The organism is bacterium (assembly GCA_016708025.1).
Taxonomy (GTDB): Bacteria; Zixibacteria; MSB-5A5; order GN15; family FEB-12; genus FEB-12.
Window position 1 is genome coordinate 824,375 of the sequence record JADJGQ010000002.1, and the last position, 16,444, is coordinate 840,818.

A 16,444-nucleotide genomic window follows, 5' to 3' on the forward strand; every position below is an offset into this window, starting at 1 on the left:
ATGCTTCTCCAGGCGGACCAGATCACCAAACATTTCGGCGGACTCAAGGCGCTGACCAATCTCAGTGTGACGATCGAAAGCAATGAGGTCCTCGGATTGATAGGTCCGAATGGCGCGGGGAAATCGACTTTCTTTAATGTCGTGACCGGCGTGTATGCGCCAGACCATGGCGAGGTTCGATTCAAAGGAAAACTGCTTAACGGTGCAACATCACATAGCGTGGTTGAAGCAGGTATTGCACGGACATTCCAAAATCTTCGGCTGTTCCACGGCATGACCGCGCTCGAAAATGTGATGGTGGCGCGCCATAGTCGGACAAAATCCGGATTTGGTTCCGCGATGCTCCGTACACCGTTATTCAAGCGGGAAGAACGGGAGATCTGCGATGCCGGCAAGGCGGCGCTGGATTTTGTCGGCCTGCTCAAATGCGGCAATGATCTGGCGCGGAACCTGTCGTACGGGAATCAACGTCGGCTGGAGATCGCGCGCGCGCTGGCGACGGAACCATCGCTGTTGCTCCTGGATGAACCGACTGCCGGGATGAATCCGAAAGAGTGCGATGAACTGATCGAGTTGCTGCAGAAGATACGGCAGAAAAATATCGCGGTGATCATCATTGAGCATCGGATGCAGGTGGTGATGTCTATTTCTGATCGGATAGTAGTGCTGGATTACGGGGAGAAGATCGCGGAGGGGAAACCATCCGAAGTGCAGAAGAACCCGAAAGTGATTGAAGCCTATCTCGGGGCGGGCTGACCAGCCCAAAACGACTCCAGCCGCATCATCCCGCGGAGGCGGGGATCCAGTTTTCTTATCTTATTCTCCTTGGTAAAATGGATGACCGGTGGTATGTTGTGGGTGGGAGAATATGCTGTTATGCGCGTTTGGATGGCCTTTGTACTGTTCGTCTTGCTTCCGAGTCTCTGTTTCTCACAATTTATCGTAGTTGATTCACCACAGTTAATAGCCCGCCTTATGGTCGGTGATACACTGGACAACTTCGGACGGTGCATTTCCCCTGCCGGAGACGTGAATTCGGACGACTATGACGACTTCTGGGTTTCGCGTTCCTCGGACGGTCGTTGGTCGGAATTTCGACTGTACTTCGGCGGTGACGAGATAGATTCTGTCCCTGACTTCGTGTTGCGCGCACCTTCTCTGCGTATCTATGACGTAGGCGATCTCAACTCTGACGGGTTCGACGACTTCCTGCTCGCTTGCCACGATACGGTAACATGGACGCCCAGCAATTTTGATCTGCATTACGGCGGGCCGCTCTTGTCGTCTTCACCTGCCATGCGATTTCCAATCCACTCTTATGAAGGATTTGGCGAACCGATTGGTTCCCGCCATATGGTATGCGCCGGAAAGGACATGGACGGCGATGGCAAACCGGATTTGCTGGTTGGTGAGCCAACTGGAAACGGCGGTAACGGCGCATATCTCTATTCAAGTGACCCGGTCTTTGATACCATCGCGGATTACCACTTTGCGTTTGGGGCATTTCCAGATATTCAGCAAAGTGGTTCCGCCGTCGGATTTCTGCCAAACTTTGATGGCATGAGCTATATCTTATTGGGCGTACCGGGCTATGGCGGTGATCCCACGACTCCCGGATCCGTCTGCTTCTATAGAGCGAGTTCCTCACTGGATACTGTGCCAGAGTTTATCCTGCATGATCCAGTCGATCCTGCGAGCTTCGCATTTGGCTACCAGATTGTGTCCACCGATTTTAATCAAGATGGTCTTACTGATTTCGTCGTTCACGCGAGCGGTACTCCAGGTGATCTCTACCTTGGTGAACAGCCAACCGACACTACTTCGGATCTTATTATTCTGCCAAATTTTGGCGGAATGGAGTCAGCAGGTGATCTGAACACTGACGGCTATTCTGACTTACTGATTTGTGAATCCCCTTCCAGGGCAGAGTCTGGATCTACTACGGTGGTACGGCCATGGATGGTATCGTCGATATGAAAGTGTTCCCACCAATAGATGTTGTCAATTTTGGTGGTGAGGTCAGTGGCATAGGCGATGTAAACGGTGATGGCTTGGAGGATTTCGCAGCCGGAGCGATGTTGTCGTCCTTTGGTTGGTGGCCAGGAGTTGCCCTTGTCTACTCCGGATTCGGCCAAGTGCCAGTGGATGTCCCAGGAGATCCGTCTGTTCTGCCTATCGCCGTCGCTCTCCACCCTAACTACCCTAACCCCTTTAATCCTTCGACAACTATCTCGTTCGATTTGCCGAGGAGAAGTGAGGTGACCCTGGCTATTGTGAACATACTGGGGCAGGAGGTTGCGCGACTAGTGAATGGCGAAGTGTCCGCCGGTACGCATTCGGTCGAATGGGATGGGCGGGATATATCGGGTGAAGTGGTTGCATCCGGGGTCTATTTGTATCGTTTGGAAACAGACGATGGAGTGTTGTCGCGGAAGATGCTGCTGTTGAAGTAGGGAAGCATTGGTTTCGCCTCTCGTCTTCGCTCGAGGCGACAGGTTTTAGAAACTGGATTAATGCATTTTTGCTAGCACTACTATTCTTGGGCTGAACTTAACCCCGTCGGGTCGAGCGGAGCCTGCCCCACGAAGGCGAGGACGAGACCCGAAGATGGCTGGTCCAAAACCCATTCTCGATAAAAAGAAAACCGGGTCTGGGGGTTCGCATCATCCTTGATTGGCTCTCGATATGACTAGAAGGCACCCTCGACCCGACTTTCGCACACGCCGCAAAAGGTACGGCTTTACTGTATAGGCCCCTAGATACAGTTCGGCAATGTACCTCCCGCAGTCATGTAGTTGATTATCATCGAAAGATCAGTCAGGTCAATATTCCCAGAGTTATTGACATCCGCCTCGGCCATACAGGCCGGTGGAGCCGCGCCCGCCGTCAGGAAACTGACCATGTAAGAGAGATCGCTCAGGTCGACCAGCTCCTGCGGGTCACCATTCAGATTGCCGCGAATCCCGACACAACAGGCCACTACATTTATAGTACTCCCAAACACCCAGGTCTTGGCGGTATCGAGATATGAGGTTCGGGTCGTATCAAAATAGCTGGAGTCGCAGGGCGGATCGTTGACCAGGATCCATTGCTCGCAGATCGTGCCGTTCCAGTCTATACACTGGAAACAACTGGTATCGACCACGGTGTCGGTATGGATACCGATCAGGTAACCCAACGGATTGGAAAAACCGAAATCATCCAGCGAAGTGTCTATCGTGATATCAAACGTGTAACTCAGCCCGGGGTTGAGCCCGTTAAGCAGGAACGGGACTTTCACCAGCGTCCTGATCTGGGTGGTCGGGGCGATCGGAGGGATATCATCCTGCCCAAACTGATTCGGCAGCCAGAGCATATGGATCCCGCCGGGAAAAGATGAGACAATACTGAATTGCCAGCCTGAGATAAGTGTGCCGGTGGTGTCCAGCCCGCCCGAAAACTGGACCGCGTCTGAGTCCGAGACTCTGAGCACCAGTTCGAATCCCTCGACCGAGTCGACCGTATTGAGCAGGTAAACTGGAATAAAGCCGCTGGTCTGGCCGGCAGGGATAACGGCATCACCGGTCTGGACAATCAGAACCGGGGAGGCATCCAGCTTGCTCGAAAAGATCGAAATCAAGAAAAGCAAAAATACGAATCGACCAATGGTACGAATCGGGCATAAAGAGACCATGACAACGCTCCAACAGAGTTAGACTCTGAATGTGAAAAAAATACAGCCTTCGTTACCAGTTGGCGATCAGTAGCTCGAATCGTTGTAGGACATCAGTAGTTATCAATGCAGATAGGATAAGATACGCATTAGTTGAGGACTGTCAAGGGGTTGGTTGGGCGGTGCAGATAAAAGGCGTCCGGCTGGTCGACCAAACGCCCTGAATTTGTTGAGCGAATGAAAACTACATAGCTTCAGACTTATGCTCGTAGCCAACGAGCGCCTTTTCGGCCGAGGCTCGGAACTGCTCGAGGGTCGGCGGTCCGATATAGCGGTCAACTTCCTGACCGTTGGCATCGAGAAAGACGGTAGTCGGGACACCGGTGATCGGGCCGTACTTGTCGAGAACTTCTTCGTTCCCCATCATCATCACCCACTTCATGCCGGCTTCCTTGGTGAAGATATTGACGTTGGTGGCTTCATCACGCACGGCAAACCCAAGTATCTCAACCCCTTTCGGATTGTACTCGGCATACAGCTTAATGAGGTCCGGGATCTCTTTGCGGCAGGGCGGGCACCACGTCCCCCAGAAGTTGATAATAGTCGGGCGCTTGCCGACCCACTCGGTAGCCTGACGGAGATTTCCGTAGGTGTCGGTTGCAGACCAGACCGCAAACTCGACGGCCGGAGTCTCGGCAGTGGTACCGGCAGGAGTCTCAGTGGTCGTCCCAGCCGGAGTTTCGGTGGTAGTCACCTTGATCGACGGTTCGCTGGTGGTCGGTTCCGGCTTGGCAGCTTCCTGCTTTTCAGCGGAACATCCGAAAACCAAGCAGGCAAAAACGAGAGCGGTTCCAAATAGTGCGAGTCTACGCATTCATACATCCCTTATAGTCGAGTTATCTCATTCGCACAGAAATAGCACAGGCGGTCATTTCTGTCAAACTGAATATTCCTGCTATTTCATCTGCTTCTGGGCTTCAGCGATCGCCTTGATACTGTCGCAACTGATATTGTTGACAGCGGCGAGCAGTTTCTTGAAATCGTCCGGGCCACGGTAGCCGGGCAGCTTGGCTATGCCGATGGAATCAGAGCACATAAACACAAAAGTCGGGTAGCCGGACGGGCCGAACTTGTTCTGGACCAGGTCCTTTTCAGAGATTTTGTAACCGTTCAGATCAAGAATCTTGTCAGAATCTCCCCAGAGCTTGACCGGAATGTACTTCTCATTGATCATCTTGATGATCGCGGTATCGGCAAATGTCTCTTTGTCCATCTTTTTGCACCAGCCACACCAGGAGGCGGTGATGTCCACCAGCAGGTACTTGTTTTCGGTAGTGGCGCGCTTCAGCCCTTCGTCGTAGGAGACCCAGGTCAATCTTGGACCGATGTCGTATCGGTGGCTTTGAACGCCGGCGGAGTTTCGGCTGGTTTGTCGACGGCATATACCAATGCCGCCGCGAGCAGCAGAACAGCCGGGAAGGTCAGGAATCGGAACGCTTTCATCAATCACCTATCGTCAAGTTGTTCAAATCTCTGGTCTGTCAGCATACCTTGGCTACGAGTTTTTCGCTTGTAGCGGTCGAAGGTAGGCGGCGGAGTCACCCAGCATCCCTTTGAGTGAATCGAGCAGTTTGAAATCGACTGTCACGGCGTACTTCTTTGACTTGATGTACACTTCGGAGCCGTTTTCGCGAGCCGCGAGGAGAACCGGGGCTGTCCCACGATACTCATCTAGTATAGACAAAGCCCGGTCAAGGGTTTCATCGGAGCAATCCTTGGCTACCTTTATAACCAGTTGGCAGGAGAAACGTTCCGTCAGTTTTTCCAGCGGAAGTGTTTCTGCGGCAACAACTTTAGGTGCCTCGCCCTCTCGGGTGGAGACCCGTCCGGTGACGAGGATCATCCGGTCTATCTCGATGTGCTCCTTGCCTTTATCGTAACAATCCGAGAAGCAGACCAACTCGACTGACCCGGAGAAATCTTCAAGCGTCACAAAGGCCATCATATTCCCTTTGCGATCCGGCATCTTTTTGAGATTGGTCACGATTCCGCCGACCGTCACCTCGCGGCCATCGGGGGTCCCTTTGAGTCCGCCTGCGCTGGTGGTGGTGAAGCAGATCAATTCATCGCGGAATTTGTCGAGCGGGTGGCCGGAAAGGTAGAAACCGAGCATCGCCTTTTCCTGGGCTAACCGTTGCGAGGTCGGCCAGTCGGCAATCTCCTTCAGCGGCGGCTCGGTCCGCTGGACCGCCTGGCCGGCTCCGGCAAAGAGGTCATGCGAGTTCTGTTGTTCCTGTACTTTGTGTGCGTATTCGAGACATCCCTCGACTATATCGTACTTCTGGGCCCGATTCCCGGGGAGCGAATCGCACGCACCGGCTGCGATAAGCGACTCCAAAGTACGCCTGTTGATCTGCCGGAGCGGGACTTTGGAGCAGAGATCGGCGAGCGAACCAAAAATCCCGGTTGTCTTGCGAGCTTCCTGTATCGCCACGGCAGCGTCGCCGCCCACATTCTTTACCGCCTGAAGTCCAAAGCGAATAGACCCGCCGACCACGGTGAAGTCCGACTTGGATTCATTCACATCCGGCGGTTCGACCTTGATACCAAGACGGCGGCATTCTTCGAGGAGTGTGTAGATCCGCTCGGTGTCGTTGATTTCCGAGGTCATGGTGGCGGCCATAAACTCGTGGGGGTAGTAGCATTTGAGCCAGGCTGTCTGGTAGGCGACCAGAGCATAACAGGTGGAGTGGGCTTTGTTGAAGCCGTAGCGTGCGAAGGTCTCAATCTGGTCGAACATATCCGCCGCGACTTTGTGCTCAACCTTATGTCCCTCGGCACCTTTGATGAACTCTTCCTTCTGGTTCGCCATAAGCTGGGCATCTTTTTTACCCATTGCTTTGCGAAGCAGGTCGGCCTGACCAAGTGAGTAACCGGCCAACTGGTTGGCGATCTGGAGCACCTGCTCCTGGAAGACGATCACGCCGTAGGTCTCGCCCAGGATCTTCTCGAGTTTGGGGTGCATGAACTTAACATCGAGCGTCCCGCGTTTCCGCTCGATATAAATGTCGATCATGTTCATCTCTTCGCCGGGGCGCATCGCCACGCGGGCATCCAACGGCCCCGGGCGGTAGAGCGCGTTCATCACGGCGAGGTCAACGAAGGTCTCCGGTTTGAGCTTTCGGAGATAGTCCCGCATTCCGTTCGATTCAAACTGGAAGATCCCGACTGTCTCTCCTCTTGCAAAGATCTCGAAAACCTTGGGGTCATCCAGCGGCAAGTTATCCAAATCGACCTTGGAGCTTGGGTAGTTCTCACGGATCATTCGCTCGGCATCATCGATAACCGTCAGAGTGCGGAGTCCGAGGAAGTCCATCTTGAGGAGGCCGATCTCTTCGACCATCTTCATATCGTACTGGGTCGTGATTTCGTCTCGGGAGCCTTTGAAGAGCGGGACATAGTTGGTCAGGGCCGATGGGGCGATCACAACTCCGGCGGCGTGGGTCGAGCAATGTCGGGCCAGACCTTCGAGGGTCTGCGAGTATGCCAGCAGCCGCTCGATTCGCTTGTCGTTTTCGCCGAGCTGACGAAGTTCCGGGGTGGATTCGATTGCTTTCTCGAGAGTCATGTCCGGCGTGGCCGGAATCAGCTTGGCGATTCTGTCGACCTCGGAATAGGGGAGGCCGAGCACTCGGCCGACATCACGTACGACGCCGCGCGCGGCCATGGTACCGAACGTAATGATCTGGGTGACGTTGTCGGCGCCATATTTTTCGATAACATACTTGATGATCTTATCGCGGCCGCGGTCCGCGAAATCGATATCGATATCAGGCATCGAGATACGTTCCGGATTCAAGAACCGCTCAAACAGCAGGTTAAACCGGATCGGGTCGACATTGGTAATCTTGAGCGCGTACGAGACGAGTGAACCGGCCGCCGAGCCACGGCCCGGGCCGACCGGGATCTTCTGCGAACGGGCATAATCACAGAAATCTTTCACGATCAGGAAGTAGCCAGCATACCCCATCTGCTTGATGACACCCAGTTCGTAGTCGAGGCGCTTTTTGATCTCTTCAGTGATCTTGCTATAGCGAACTTTCAGCCCTTCTTCGCATAAATACCGAAGGTACTGGTCGGGGTCTACATACGGCTTGGGGATCGGGAAGACCGGGAGCTTGAGCTGGCCGAGTTCCAGTTCCAGATTGCAGGATTCGGCGATGCGGATAGTGTTTTCCAGCGCATCCTTGAAATCGCCAAACCGCTCATACATCTCTTCGGGAGACTTGAAGTAGATCTGGTCGGAGTTATAGCGCATCCGGTCGGTATCTTCGACCTTCTTGTCGGTCTGGATACAGAGCAACGCGTCATGCGCCTGCCAATCCTGCTGGCGGAGATAGTGGCAGTCGTTGGTCGCGACGAGGGGGATTCCGGTCTCTTTGGAGATGGCGACCAGCTTGGGGAGGACTATTGCTTCCTGCTCCAGACCATGGTTTTGTATTTCAATGAAGAAATTTCCTTCGCCAAACAGATCCTGATAGAACCGTGCGGCGGCAACCGCACCTTCGGTATCTCCGCGCTGAAGGTGCCAGTTGACCTCGCCGGCAAGGCAAGCGGAGGTGGCAATGAGACCCTCGGAATGCTCTTTCAGGATATCTTTGTCGATGCGGGGCCGGTGATAGAACCCTTCGAGATAACCCGAGGAGGAGAGTTTGATCAGGTTTTTATAGCCGGTCAGGTTTTTGGCCAACAGCACCATATGGAAGCCGCCATTGGGGTAGGTAGTCGATGGCTTTTTGTCGAAGCGGCTGGTGGCGGCGACATAAGCTTCGGTCCCGATGATCGGCTTGACTCCGGCTTTGGTCGCTTTTTTGTAGAACTCAATCGCGCCAAACATGTTGCCGTGGTCGGTGATCGCCAGAGCGGGCATTTTGAAGTTCTTGGCGAGTTCGATCACCGAGTCGAGGCGGCAGGCGCCGTCAAGCAGCGAATACTGGCTATGTGTATGTAAATGAACGAAGTTCGAGAATTTCATATAACTGACTGCTGTTCCGTGTGCGGTTAGAAAACTGTTGTACCAGCGAGCAGACTTCCTGACTGCCCGAACTGTAGGAATGTGGCGAAGGGTCGCCTTTCAAACAAGAGTTTTTCGGAGCAAAGTTGCAATCACAATCAGGATCAGGAATTCCGTCAGTTCTCGCGTTCGTGCGATTGTGAATTAAAAGAGTTCTTGAGAAGCCAGGCGAACGCTAGGAACTGACGGAACTTGACGGAGACCGATGGAATTGCAGCCGTCTGCTGGCTATAACCAACAGATGTTGCGTCAGGTCCTGCTTCGAAGCCGACTTAGCTGAAGTTGATTTATGTACCGCGATATCGGTGAGTTGCTTCGAAGTGTGACCTGACGCGCTCTTCGCTCAATTACTTACGACAGCACCATCTCGAGCTCTATCTCATCGCGCAAGGGAATGTGATACTCGCCGACCATTGGAATAGAGGGTTTCAACTCGCGCGAACGGTCAAGTGCATTGCGATGAATCGTCACCAGATGGAACCCGCGACGCTGATAAAACCGAAGGGCGTCAAGATTATCGTTGGTGGTGATAAGCCAGAGCCGTCGGCAGTTTTCGGCGGCGGCAATCTTGGTGATCGCCTCGATCAACGCGGTCCCGACACCGGCAAATTGATTGAAGGCATCGATGGTGACCACTTCGCATTGGCCGTTTTCGATACGATAGGTCAGGAGACCGACTCGTTCGTTGTTGGTAGTGGCGGCGTAGATAGCGTCAACATCGTGCGGCCGGACGATCTGTCCGCAGTTGACGATATAATCCGCTCCCCAGTATTCGCGCCAGATCTGGGTGACCCACTCGCGGTCGGAGCGGGTGAGGGAATGTATGGTTATTCCGATCATGGCGCATTCCTTTCTACTTGGTCTGTCCGATCAGCCAGGCGACAGAGAAGCGGAAATCAAAACGTTCTTCGGTCGGGAGCGGTTTGCTCAAAAAGAGCGGGAAATCAAGCCGAATAGAATGGTGCGACCAGACCGGCGGGAGAGTGATAGAAAAACCGCCCGAAGCGTAGAATTTTCCTTCGTTTAAAACAGTCTCGTTTGCGGTAATCGGGAAGCGGTAATCCGGCTCGGCTTTTTCCATTGAAACAGTTGCGCCATCGGCGAACAGCGTCAGGTTTGCTTTGGCGAGGAATTTGCCGATCAGGGGTGTTTTGTCTATCAACGGGATCGGCAGTCTTTTGAATGGTGTCAGTTCGATTGTTCCGCCAAACGATTCAGCGAGATAAACCAGTCGATCCTGGTAGCCGCGCACCCGTTCAGCCGATTGATAAAACTCGTTTAGCCAGTCGGTCGGGAAAGAGCCGGGTGAACGGAACATCTGTGATCGGACAAACTGATCATACGCCGACGCGCGTGTCAAATGCTGAAGCAGATGCGCCGGCGGGTGGCCGCCGAGATTAGTTATGACAAAACGGCTGAAGAGCCAGTTCCCGCCGCCTTCATCGGAGCGCTTCAACGAGAAGGTGCCGCGAATTTCGTTTTTCAGGAAGCCACGCGCTGATTCCTCGTAGTCGTGCATGCCGACCGTACTCCGGTCAGTCACGGACCATTCACCATACCGGAATGTGCGATAGATACCGGTGGAGACGGAGAAGCTGTATGTTTCGCCGCTATCCCAGTTTGGTTCGCTGATATACGGAAGGATATCTGGGTCAGGAGCGCTTCGCGGTGTAGCCTGTTTTTCTCCTATGGAGAGCATCTCCATGTCGACCCGCAGCTCTTCGCGGTCCAGGCGCGACCAGCGCGGTTTGGATTGTGTGAAGTAGCTCGATCGAGTGTACAGGCGGTGGTCGGCCAAGAGCAGTCGATATGAAAAATCCGGGCCGGAGCCGAGCGTAACGATCGGGAGAGAGCCCTCCAGATCGATGAACGGACGTTTCGAATCGACGCTATAGCGGGCATCGAGCGAGAATTTGTTGAGCCGTCCAAGATAGGAGCCGTGCAGATGCCCGCCGATCTGCATGCCGTTCGGTTTGTCATACCAGAGATCAGGCCGCCAGCGAAGAGCGTATTCGTTGACCGGGACACGGTCATATTTCATGTTGTCAAAGCGGATCTCAGTCGGCCACCAAAATGAGGATCTGTTGTTGGTTCGGTCGATATCCATCAACAAATTTTCCGGATCGACTACAACTTTCTTCACCTTGCGGCTGTCATTGACAGAGAAAGTGTACTTTTCATCAAAACGTCTGAACTGATGCCAGGTCGGTAGCGATGTATAGCCGGGGCGGGAGAAGGTCATCCCTTCCGGCGCGGCCATATAGAAAAGCGTGTCGCCGGATTCAAGAATCACTGCAACCGGGACGGGAGAGACGAAGCGTCCACGGTTTTCCAGTGTTATTTCAGTTTCGTTGTTTGATGAATCGGTTTGGCGTTTGACCGATTTGACCGCGTAGTCTAGTCGCTCGCGGCCGTAAAACCATTGCTGGAAAAACGGGTCGAGCTGAAGCCCGGTTGCCTGCTCCATAGAGGCGACAAAGTCTTCTTCGTAAGGATGCGCGAACAGCCATTCTCGGCAGTAGTGTTGCATGGCGGTGAAATAGGCGGAGTCGCCGAGTATAGCGCGCAGATTGTAATGCATCACGGCTGATTTGTAGTACGCCGAGACGCGGTAGGGCCAGTATTCCTCTCCCTGGTCATAGGAAAAAACCATTGGTTTGTCATATTGCTGGGTCATCAACTCGAGCTGAGGGCGGAAGCCGCGCGTGTTGCGGACTTCATCATCGGGGGCAAAGGCTCGGGCGTACCATCCCTGCGGATTGGAGACATTGTCATATCGTCCGCGGTATTTCTCCATCACAACATGCTCGGCATGGGTGGTGAAGCCTTCATCAAGAAAGGGTCGGTCACTTTGGTTGGAACCGATCATCCCCATAAACCAGTTGTGTGCGATCTCGTGATAGGTGACAATGTACCATCCGGGCGAGGGTGGGCCGCCGGCGCAGTGGACCAGCATCGGGAATTCCATGCCGCCGTAGGCATCGCAGATCCGCATGACAGGGTACTGATACGGGAAGAATTTCTCGGAGAGAGTGGTGATGGCATCAACGCCGTCTTGGGTGGCGGATTGCCATTTTTGAGCATTCTCTTTGAGAACATAAGCAATGACATCAACGGCATCGGAAGTGTCCCAGCTTATACAATAATCGCGGGATGCAACAAAGGCAAAGTCATTGACATTATCTGCCGCGAATTCCCATCTTCTAGTGCGAGTGATATCGTACTGCAGCTTTGGCCATTCACTGCGCGGTTTCAGGTAGTTGTTCAATTCAAGAGCGGTCTTGAGTGACTCAGGCAGCACTACATCCTGATTCCAACAGTATCCTGTAGCGGCGACAATGACATCCTCCGGCGCAGTAATGCTTACTTCGAATCGACCGTAATCGCCATAGCACTCACCCCAGCCGAGATACTGCCCGCTATTCCATCCGAGTTTCCGATCATAAACGCAAACTTGGGGATACCAGTAGGCTGCTTTAGTGACACCCCTGTATAGTCCCATGCGCATTGAGTGGGGAGCGGGGAGGACGGTGGTGAAGCGTATATTAATCTCAATAGTGTCATGAGGAAGCGAAGGTTGCGGCGAAAGGTCAACAGTTACAATTGTGTTGTCGACACTCCAGGATTTCCAGAGCCGAGTTTTGCCTTCCACGGGGTCGTGAGCCTCAACGTAGATAACACGTTCAGGTCTGATGCGCACTTGTAGCGAATCGATTGCAAGCGAACTATGTTCAAGTAATTTCAAGTTGGCGAACGAATAATCCCCGGTCTCCCGCGCCTTCAGATCGGCGTACGATCCCTTTTGCACCGCATTCGGAAAAGCCTTGATAAACAGTTCGCGCAGCGTATCCGGCGAGTTGTTAATGTAAACGATCTGACAAGTGCCGGTGATAGTCCTTAGATCGGATTGCAGTGTCACATCGATCTTATAATTCACTTCCTGTTGCCAGTATCCCGGAGGCGTAGCGAGAAGTGAACTAGCGAAAAGTAGTGTGAATAGATAGGCGAGTTGAATAAGCCGGTTTGCCATAGATTCCCTTATCCCTGATACCCTTGCCAAGATAGTAAGCGATTCTTTGCTCGGCAAGGCTGTATGTCAAACAAGTGATATCTTGCATCATTCCCCCCTTTGCCGTACCATGTACCGGATATGAAACTAGGTATAATTGGCAAGCCGCAGAGCGGCAAAACGACCCTCTTTAACGCCGCCGCCGGCGCGCAGGAGACGGTCGGAGATTTCTCACAGGCAGTTCACCGGGCAGTCATAAAAGTACCCGATGATCGGCTTCTCAGGTTGGCGGAGATCGTCAACCCCAAAAAGATCACCTATGCGGAGATAGAGTTTCTCGATGCTCCCGGATTTTCCGGCGAGGGGAAAAAGTCATCCGGGCTGGAGATCCACCCGGACCTTCGGAAGATGGATGCCTTCATGCTGGTGATCGACGCTTTTTCCGGTGAAGCGAAACCGGAGGCGGATATTCGCGCCCTTATCGAAGAGATGATCTTGTTGGATCAGGCGATGATCGAATCAAGTATCGAAAAGCGTGCGCGCAAAACGAGACTGACCGGCGACAAGTCCGAAGAGCGCGAGATGGATATCATGAAGCGCTGTCTCGCCTTCCTGGAGCAGGAGAAGCCGCTGCTGGAGATGGAACTTCACGAAGATGAAGCAAAGCTGATCCGTGGCTACCAGTTCCTCTCGCAGAAACCGATCCTGATTGTCATCAATATCGGGGAGAATGACCTGGCTAAAGCGTCGACGATCGCTGAAAAGTATGCCAGCTTGAAAGAGCCGGGGAAGCGCGAAGTGGTGGTCTGCTGTGGGAAAATCGAGGCGGAACTGGTCGGCCTTGACCCCGACGAACGGAATGCATTTTTGCAGGAGCTGGGGATTGAACGTCCGGCGATGATCCAGGTCGTGCAACGATCGTATGAACTTCTTGGCCTCATTTCGTTCCTTACCGCCGGCGAACCCGAAGTGCGCGCCTGGACAATTCGCAAAGGGACCAACGCCCAGCATTCGGCGGGGGTGATCCATTCTGATATTGAGCGCGGGTTTATTCGGGCCGAAGTGACCAAGTATGACGACTACATAGCACTGAAAACTCCTGCGGCACTCAAAGCAGCCGGGAAGCAGCGACTCGAGGGGAAAGAGTATATAATCCAGGACGGTGACGTTATCCTCTTCCGGTTCAACGTGTAACGGCGAAGGGAACCGTCTGTGACCTGGCCGGTTCTATGGAACATGCCCGGCCGGACTGTTCATTTTTTGCACTGCCCGCCGATAGTATAAGAGGTAACCAAGGACACTGAACAGCATGGAGATAGAGTGTCGACAGTCATTGACAATATCGCTCGTGGAACCCAGGTAGATAACCAGACCTTGCCGATCCTTCCGCTTCGCGGGACGATCGTTTATCCGTATCTGGTAGTGCCGCTCATGATCCAGCAGGTCGATCAGACCCGGCTGGTTGATGACGCATTGATGCGCGGGTCCCGTATCGGGCTATTCCTCCAGAAAGACGCCAAGATTGAAAACCCTGGTCCGGACGACCTGCATTCGGTCGGGACCTCAGGGAATATTCTCAAGATGCTTCGCTTCCCGGATGGGACGGTTCGTTTCCTGATGCAGGGGATCAGCCGCATTAAGATCAAGCGATTCACTTCGACCCAGCCATATCTGATGGCCGAGATCGAAGAGATGCCGGAAAGCACGCGCGAAAATGTCCGGATGGAAGCGTTGCAGCGGAATATCATCGAGCGAGTGAAAACGCTGGTTGAACTGGCGCCGTATCTCAACGAAGAGTTCCATGTGACGGCGATCAATCAGGATACGCCATCCAAGCTGGTCGATTTCATCTCTTCCAATCTCAATATCGCAATCGAACAGAAACAGTCGTTGCTCGAAGAGCTGGATGTCTATCGCCGGATGCAGACTCTGCACCAGTCGATCAACAAAGAGATCGAGGTGCTGGAGCTGTCGCAAAAGATCCAGGCGCAGGCGGCAAGTGAATTGGGGAAATCGCAGCGCGACTACATCCTGCGCGAGCAGATGAAGGCGATCCGCCGCGAACTGGGTGATCTCGATGAAAAAGGGGATGTTGAGGAGTTTGAGAAGAAGATAGTAGCATCCGGCATGCCGCAACAGGCTGAACAGGCTGCGCGCAAAGAGCTGGAACGTCTGTCGCATATGTCGCCGTCGTCGGCGGAATACACGGTCTCGCGCACCTATCTTGACTGGCTGGTCAGTTTGCCGTGGGTGAAGACGAGCAAAGATCTGCTCGACCTGAAGAAAGCGAAAAAGGTGCTCGACGAAGACCACTACAATCTGGTCAAAGTCAAAGAGCGCATTCTCGAACATCTGGCTGTCCGGAAACTGAAATCTGATATCAAGGGACCGATCCTCTGTTTCGTCGGCCCTCCCGGAGTCGGCAAGACCTCACTCGGCAAGTCGATCGCCCGTGCGATGGGACGTGAATTTGTTCGTGTGTCGCTCGGCGGCATGCGGGATGAAGCAGAGATTCGCGGACATCGGCGAACCTATATCGGTTCACTGCCGGGACGGATAATCCAATCGCTCCGCCGCTGTGGCACCAATAACCCGGTGATCATGCTGGATGAGATAGACAAGCTCGGTTCAGATTTCCGTGGCGACCCAGCCTCTGCATTGCTCGAAGTGCTGGATCCGGAGCAGAATGATACCTTTACTGATCACTATCTGGATCTTCCGTTTGATCTCTCCAAGGTGATGTTTATCACCACAGCCAATATGCTGGAGCCGATCCCGCCGGTGTTGCTGGATCGTATGGAAGTGATCACTATTCCGGGGTATACCGATCTCGAAAAGCTGATGATCGCACGGCAGCATCTGATTCGCAAGCAGGTTGAGAATCATGGATTGACGGCCGCCGAACTGGTATTCGAAGATAGCGCCATTCAGGCGTTGATAGATAATTACACGCGCGAGTCGGGTCTCCGCAATCTCGAGCGCGAGATCGCCTCGCTGACACGAAAAGTCGCGCGTAAAGTAGCATCGGGATACAAAGGGAAAACTACCCTGACCAAAACCGATGTACCAAAACTACTCGGACCGCGGCGTTTCACGCGTGAAGTACTCGCGCGGCATGGGCGGATCGGGGTTGTCCCGGGACTGGCCTATACTTCGGTGGGCGGCGATGTGTTGTTTATCGAAGCGACCGTCATGCAGGGAAAAAACTCGGTCGTCTTGACCGGGCATCTGGGGAATGTGATGAAAGAGTCTGCGCAGGCGGCGCTGTCATTCATCCGGACCAATGCGGCTGATCTCGGTTTGCCGCCCGAGGCGTTTGATGGACGGGATATTCATATCCATGTCCCGGCTGGCGCAACTCCCAAAGATGGACCCTCGGCCGGTATTACGATGGCGGTGGCGTTGGCCTCAATCTTTACTCGTCGACCGGTGAAAGCCCGTCTGGCGATGACCGGCGAGATCACGTTGCGCGGAGAATTGCTTCCGATCGGCGGCTTAAAAGAGAAGCTACTCGGGGCGGTAAGGGCCGGTATTGAGACCGTGATACTTCCGGAAGAAAATCGGAAGGATTTGACGGAGATTCCGCCGGATATTCGGAAGAAACTTGAGATAAAGTACTTTTCGGATGTCCTGGCTGCCATTAAGTTTGCGTTGGATAAGCCGGTAGTGGCTCACCCGAAGAAGCCAACGGCTGGTAAACGCAACTGAT

General features: G+C 53.7%; 11 protein-coding genes. 5 read left to right on the forward strand and 6 right to left on the reverse strand.

From position 1 onward, the window contains the following. The 3 genes from IPH75_09835 to IPH75_09845 all read left to right on the forward strand — a co-directional run bounded on the left by IPH75_09835 (position 1) and on the right by IPH75_09845 (position 2,453). Positions 1–756, forward strand: a complete 756-nt coding sequence (locus tag IPH75_09835) for an ABC transporter ATP-binding protein (protein ID MBK7142368.1) — start codon at positions 1–3, stop codon at positions 754–756. 69 nt (positions 757–825) lie between these two features. Beyond that, a complete protein-coding gene (locus IPH75_09840; GenBank protein MBK7142369.1) occupies positions 826–1,977 on the forward strand; it encodes an FG-GAP repeat protein in 1,152 nt (383 codons plus the stop codon). After that, entirely contained in the window at positions 1,956–2,453 is a 498-nt protein-coding gene (locus tag IPH75_09845) for a T9SS type A sorting domain-containing protein (protein ID MBK7142370.1), read from the forward strand. Before IPH75_09840 ends, IPH75_09845 begins: the two co-directional genes overlap by 22 nt. Positions 2,454–2,755: 302 nt before the next feature. On the opposite strand, the gene IPH75_09850 is transcribed toward IPH75_09845, so the two are convergent. The 6 genes from IPH75_09850 to IPH75_09875 form a co-directional block, all read right to left on the reverse strand. After that, positions 2,756–3,628, reverse strand: a complete 873-nt coding sequence (locus IPH75_09850) for a hypothetical protein (GenBank protein ID MBK7142371.1) — start codon at positions 3,626–3,628, stop codon at positions 2,756–2,758. A gap of 268 nt (positions 3,629–3,896) precedes the next feature. After that, entirely contained in the window at positions 3,897–4,526 is a 630-nt protein-coding gene (locus tag IPH75_09855) for a TlpA family protein disulfide reductase (protein MBK7142372.1), read from the reverse strand. Between the two features lie 81 nt (positions 4,527–4,607). Beyond that, positions 4,608–5,027, reverse strand: coding sequence for a thioredoxin family protein (locus tag IPH75_09860; GenBank protein ID MBK7142373.1), 420 nt, complete (start codon positions 5,025–5,027; stop codon positions 4,608–4,610). A gap of 180 nt (positions 5,028–5,207) precedes the next feature. Beyond that, positions 5,208–8,687, reverse strand: a complete 3,480-nt coding sequence (locus IPH75_09865) for a DNA polymerase III subunit alpha (GenBank protein MBK7142374.1) — start codon at positions 8,685–8,687, stop codon at positions 5,208–5,210. Positions 8,688–9,077: 390 nt separating this feature from the next. Further along, on the reverse strand, positions 9,078–9,566 hold the full coding sequence (locus tag IPH75_09870) for a GNAT family N-acetyltransferase (protein ID MBK7142375.1): 489 nt from the start codon (positions 9,564–9,566) through the stop codon (positions 9,078–9,080). A gap of 13 nt (positions 9,567–9,579) precedes the next feature. After that, on the reverse strand, positions 9,580–12,756 hold the full coding sequence (locus tag IPH75_09875) for a M1 family metallopeptidase (GenBank protein MBK7142376.1): 3,177 nt from the start codon (positions 12,754–12,756) through the stop codon (positions 9,580–9,582). A 120-nt stretch (positions 12,757–12,876) separates the two neighbouring features. Between IPH75_09875 and ychF the strand changes: the two genes are divergently transcribed. Together ychF and lon are read left to right on the forward strand one after the other, a co-directional pair. Continuing rightward, the gene (ychF, locus tag IPH75_09880; protein ID MBK7142377.1) at positions 12,877–13,929 is read left to right on the forward strand and encodes a redox-regulated ATPase YchF; all 1,053 of its coding nucleotides are present in this window, start codon (positions 12,877–12,879) and stop codon (positions 13,927–13,929) included. 126 nt (positions 13,930–14,055) lie between these two features. Beyond that, positions 14,056–16,443: an endopeptidase La gene (gene lon, locus IPH75_09885; protein ID MBK7142378.1), complete on the forward strand. Its 2,388-nt coding sequence runs from the start codon at positions 14,056–14,058 to the stop codon at positions 16,441–16,443. The last annotated feature ends 1 nt before the right edge of the window (position 16,444 follow it).

Bases quoted from the DNA above. Each gene is read 5' to 3' on its own strand.
- IPH75_09835 (MBK7142368.1), top strand. From the start codon at position 1: ATGCTTCTCCAGGCGGACCAGATCACCAAACATTTCGGCGGACTCAAG.
- IPH75_09845 (MBK7142370.1), top strand. From the start codon at position 1,956: ATGGATGGTATCGTCGATATGAAAGTGTTCCCACCAATAGATGTTGTC.
- IPH75_09855 (MBK7142372.1), bottom strand. From the start codon at position 4,526: ATGCGTAGACTCGCACTATTTGGAACCGCTCTCGTTTTTGCCTGCTTG.
- IPH75_09865 (MBK7142374.1), bottom strand. From the start codon at position 8,687: ATGAAATTCTCGAACTTCGTTCATTTACATACACATAGCCAGTATTCG.
- IPH75_09870 (MBK7142375.1), bottom strand. From the start codon at position 9,566: ATGATCGGAATAACCATACATTCCCTCACCCGCTCCGACCGCGAGTGG.
- IPH75_09875 (MBK7142376.1), bottom strand. From the start codon at position 12,756: ATGGCAAACCGGCTTATTCAACTCGCCTATCTATTCACACTACTTTTC.
- ychF (MBK7142377.1), top strand. From the start codon at position 12,877: ATGAAACTAGGTATAATTGGCAAGCCGCAGAGCGGCAAAACGACCCTC.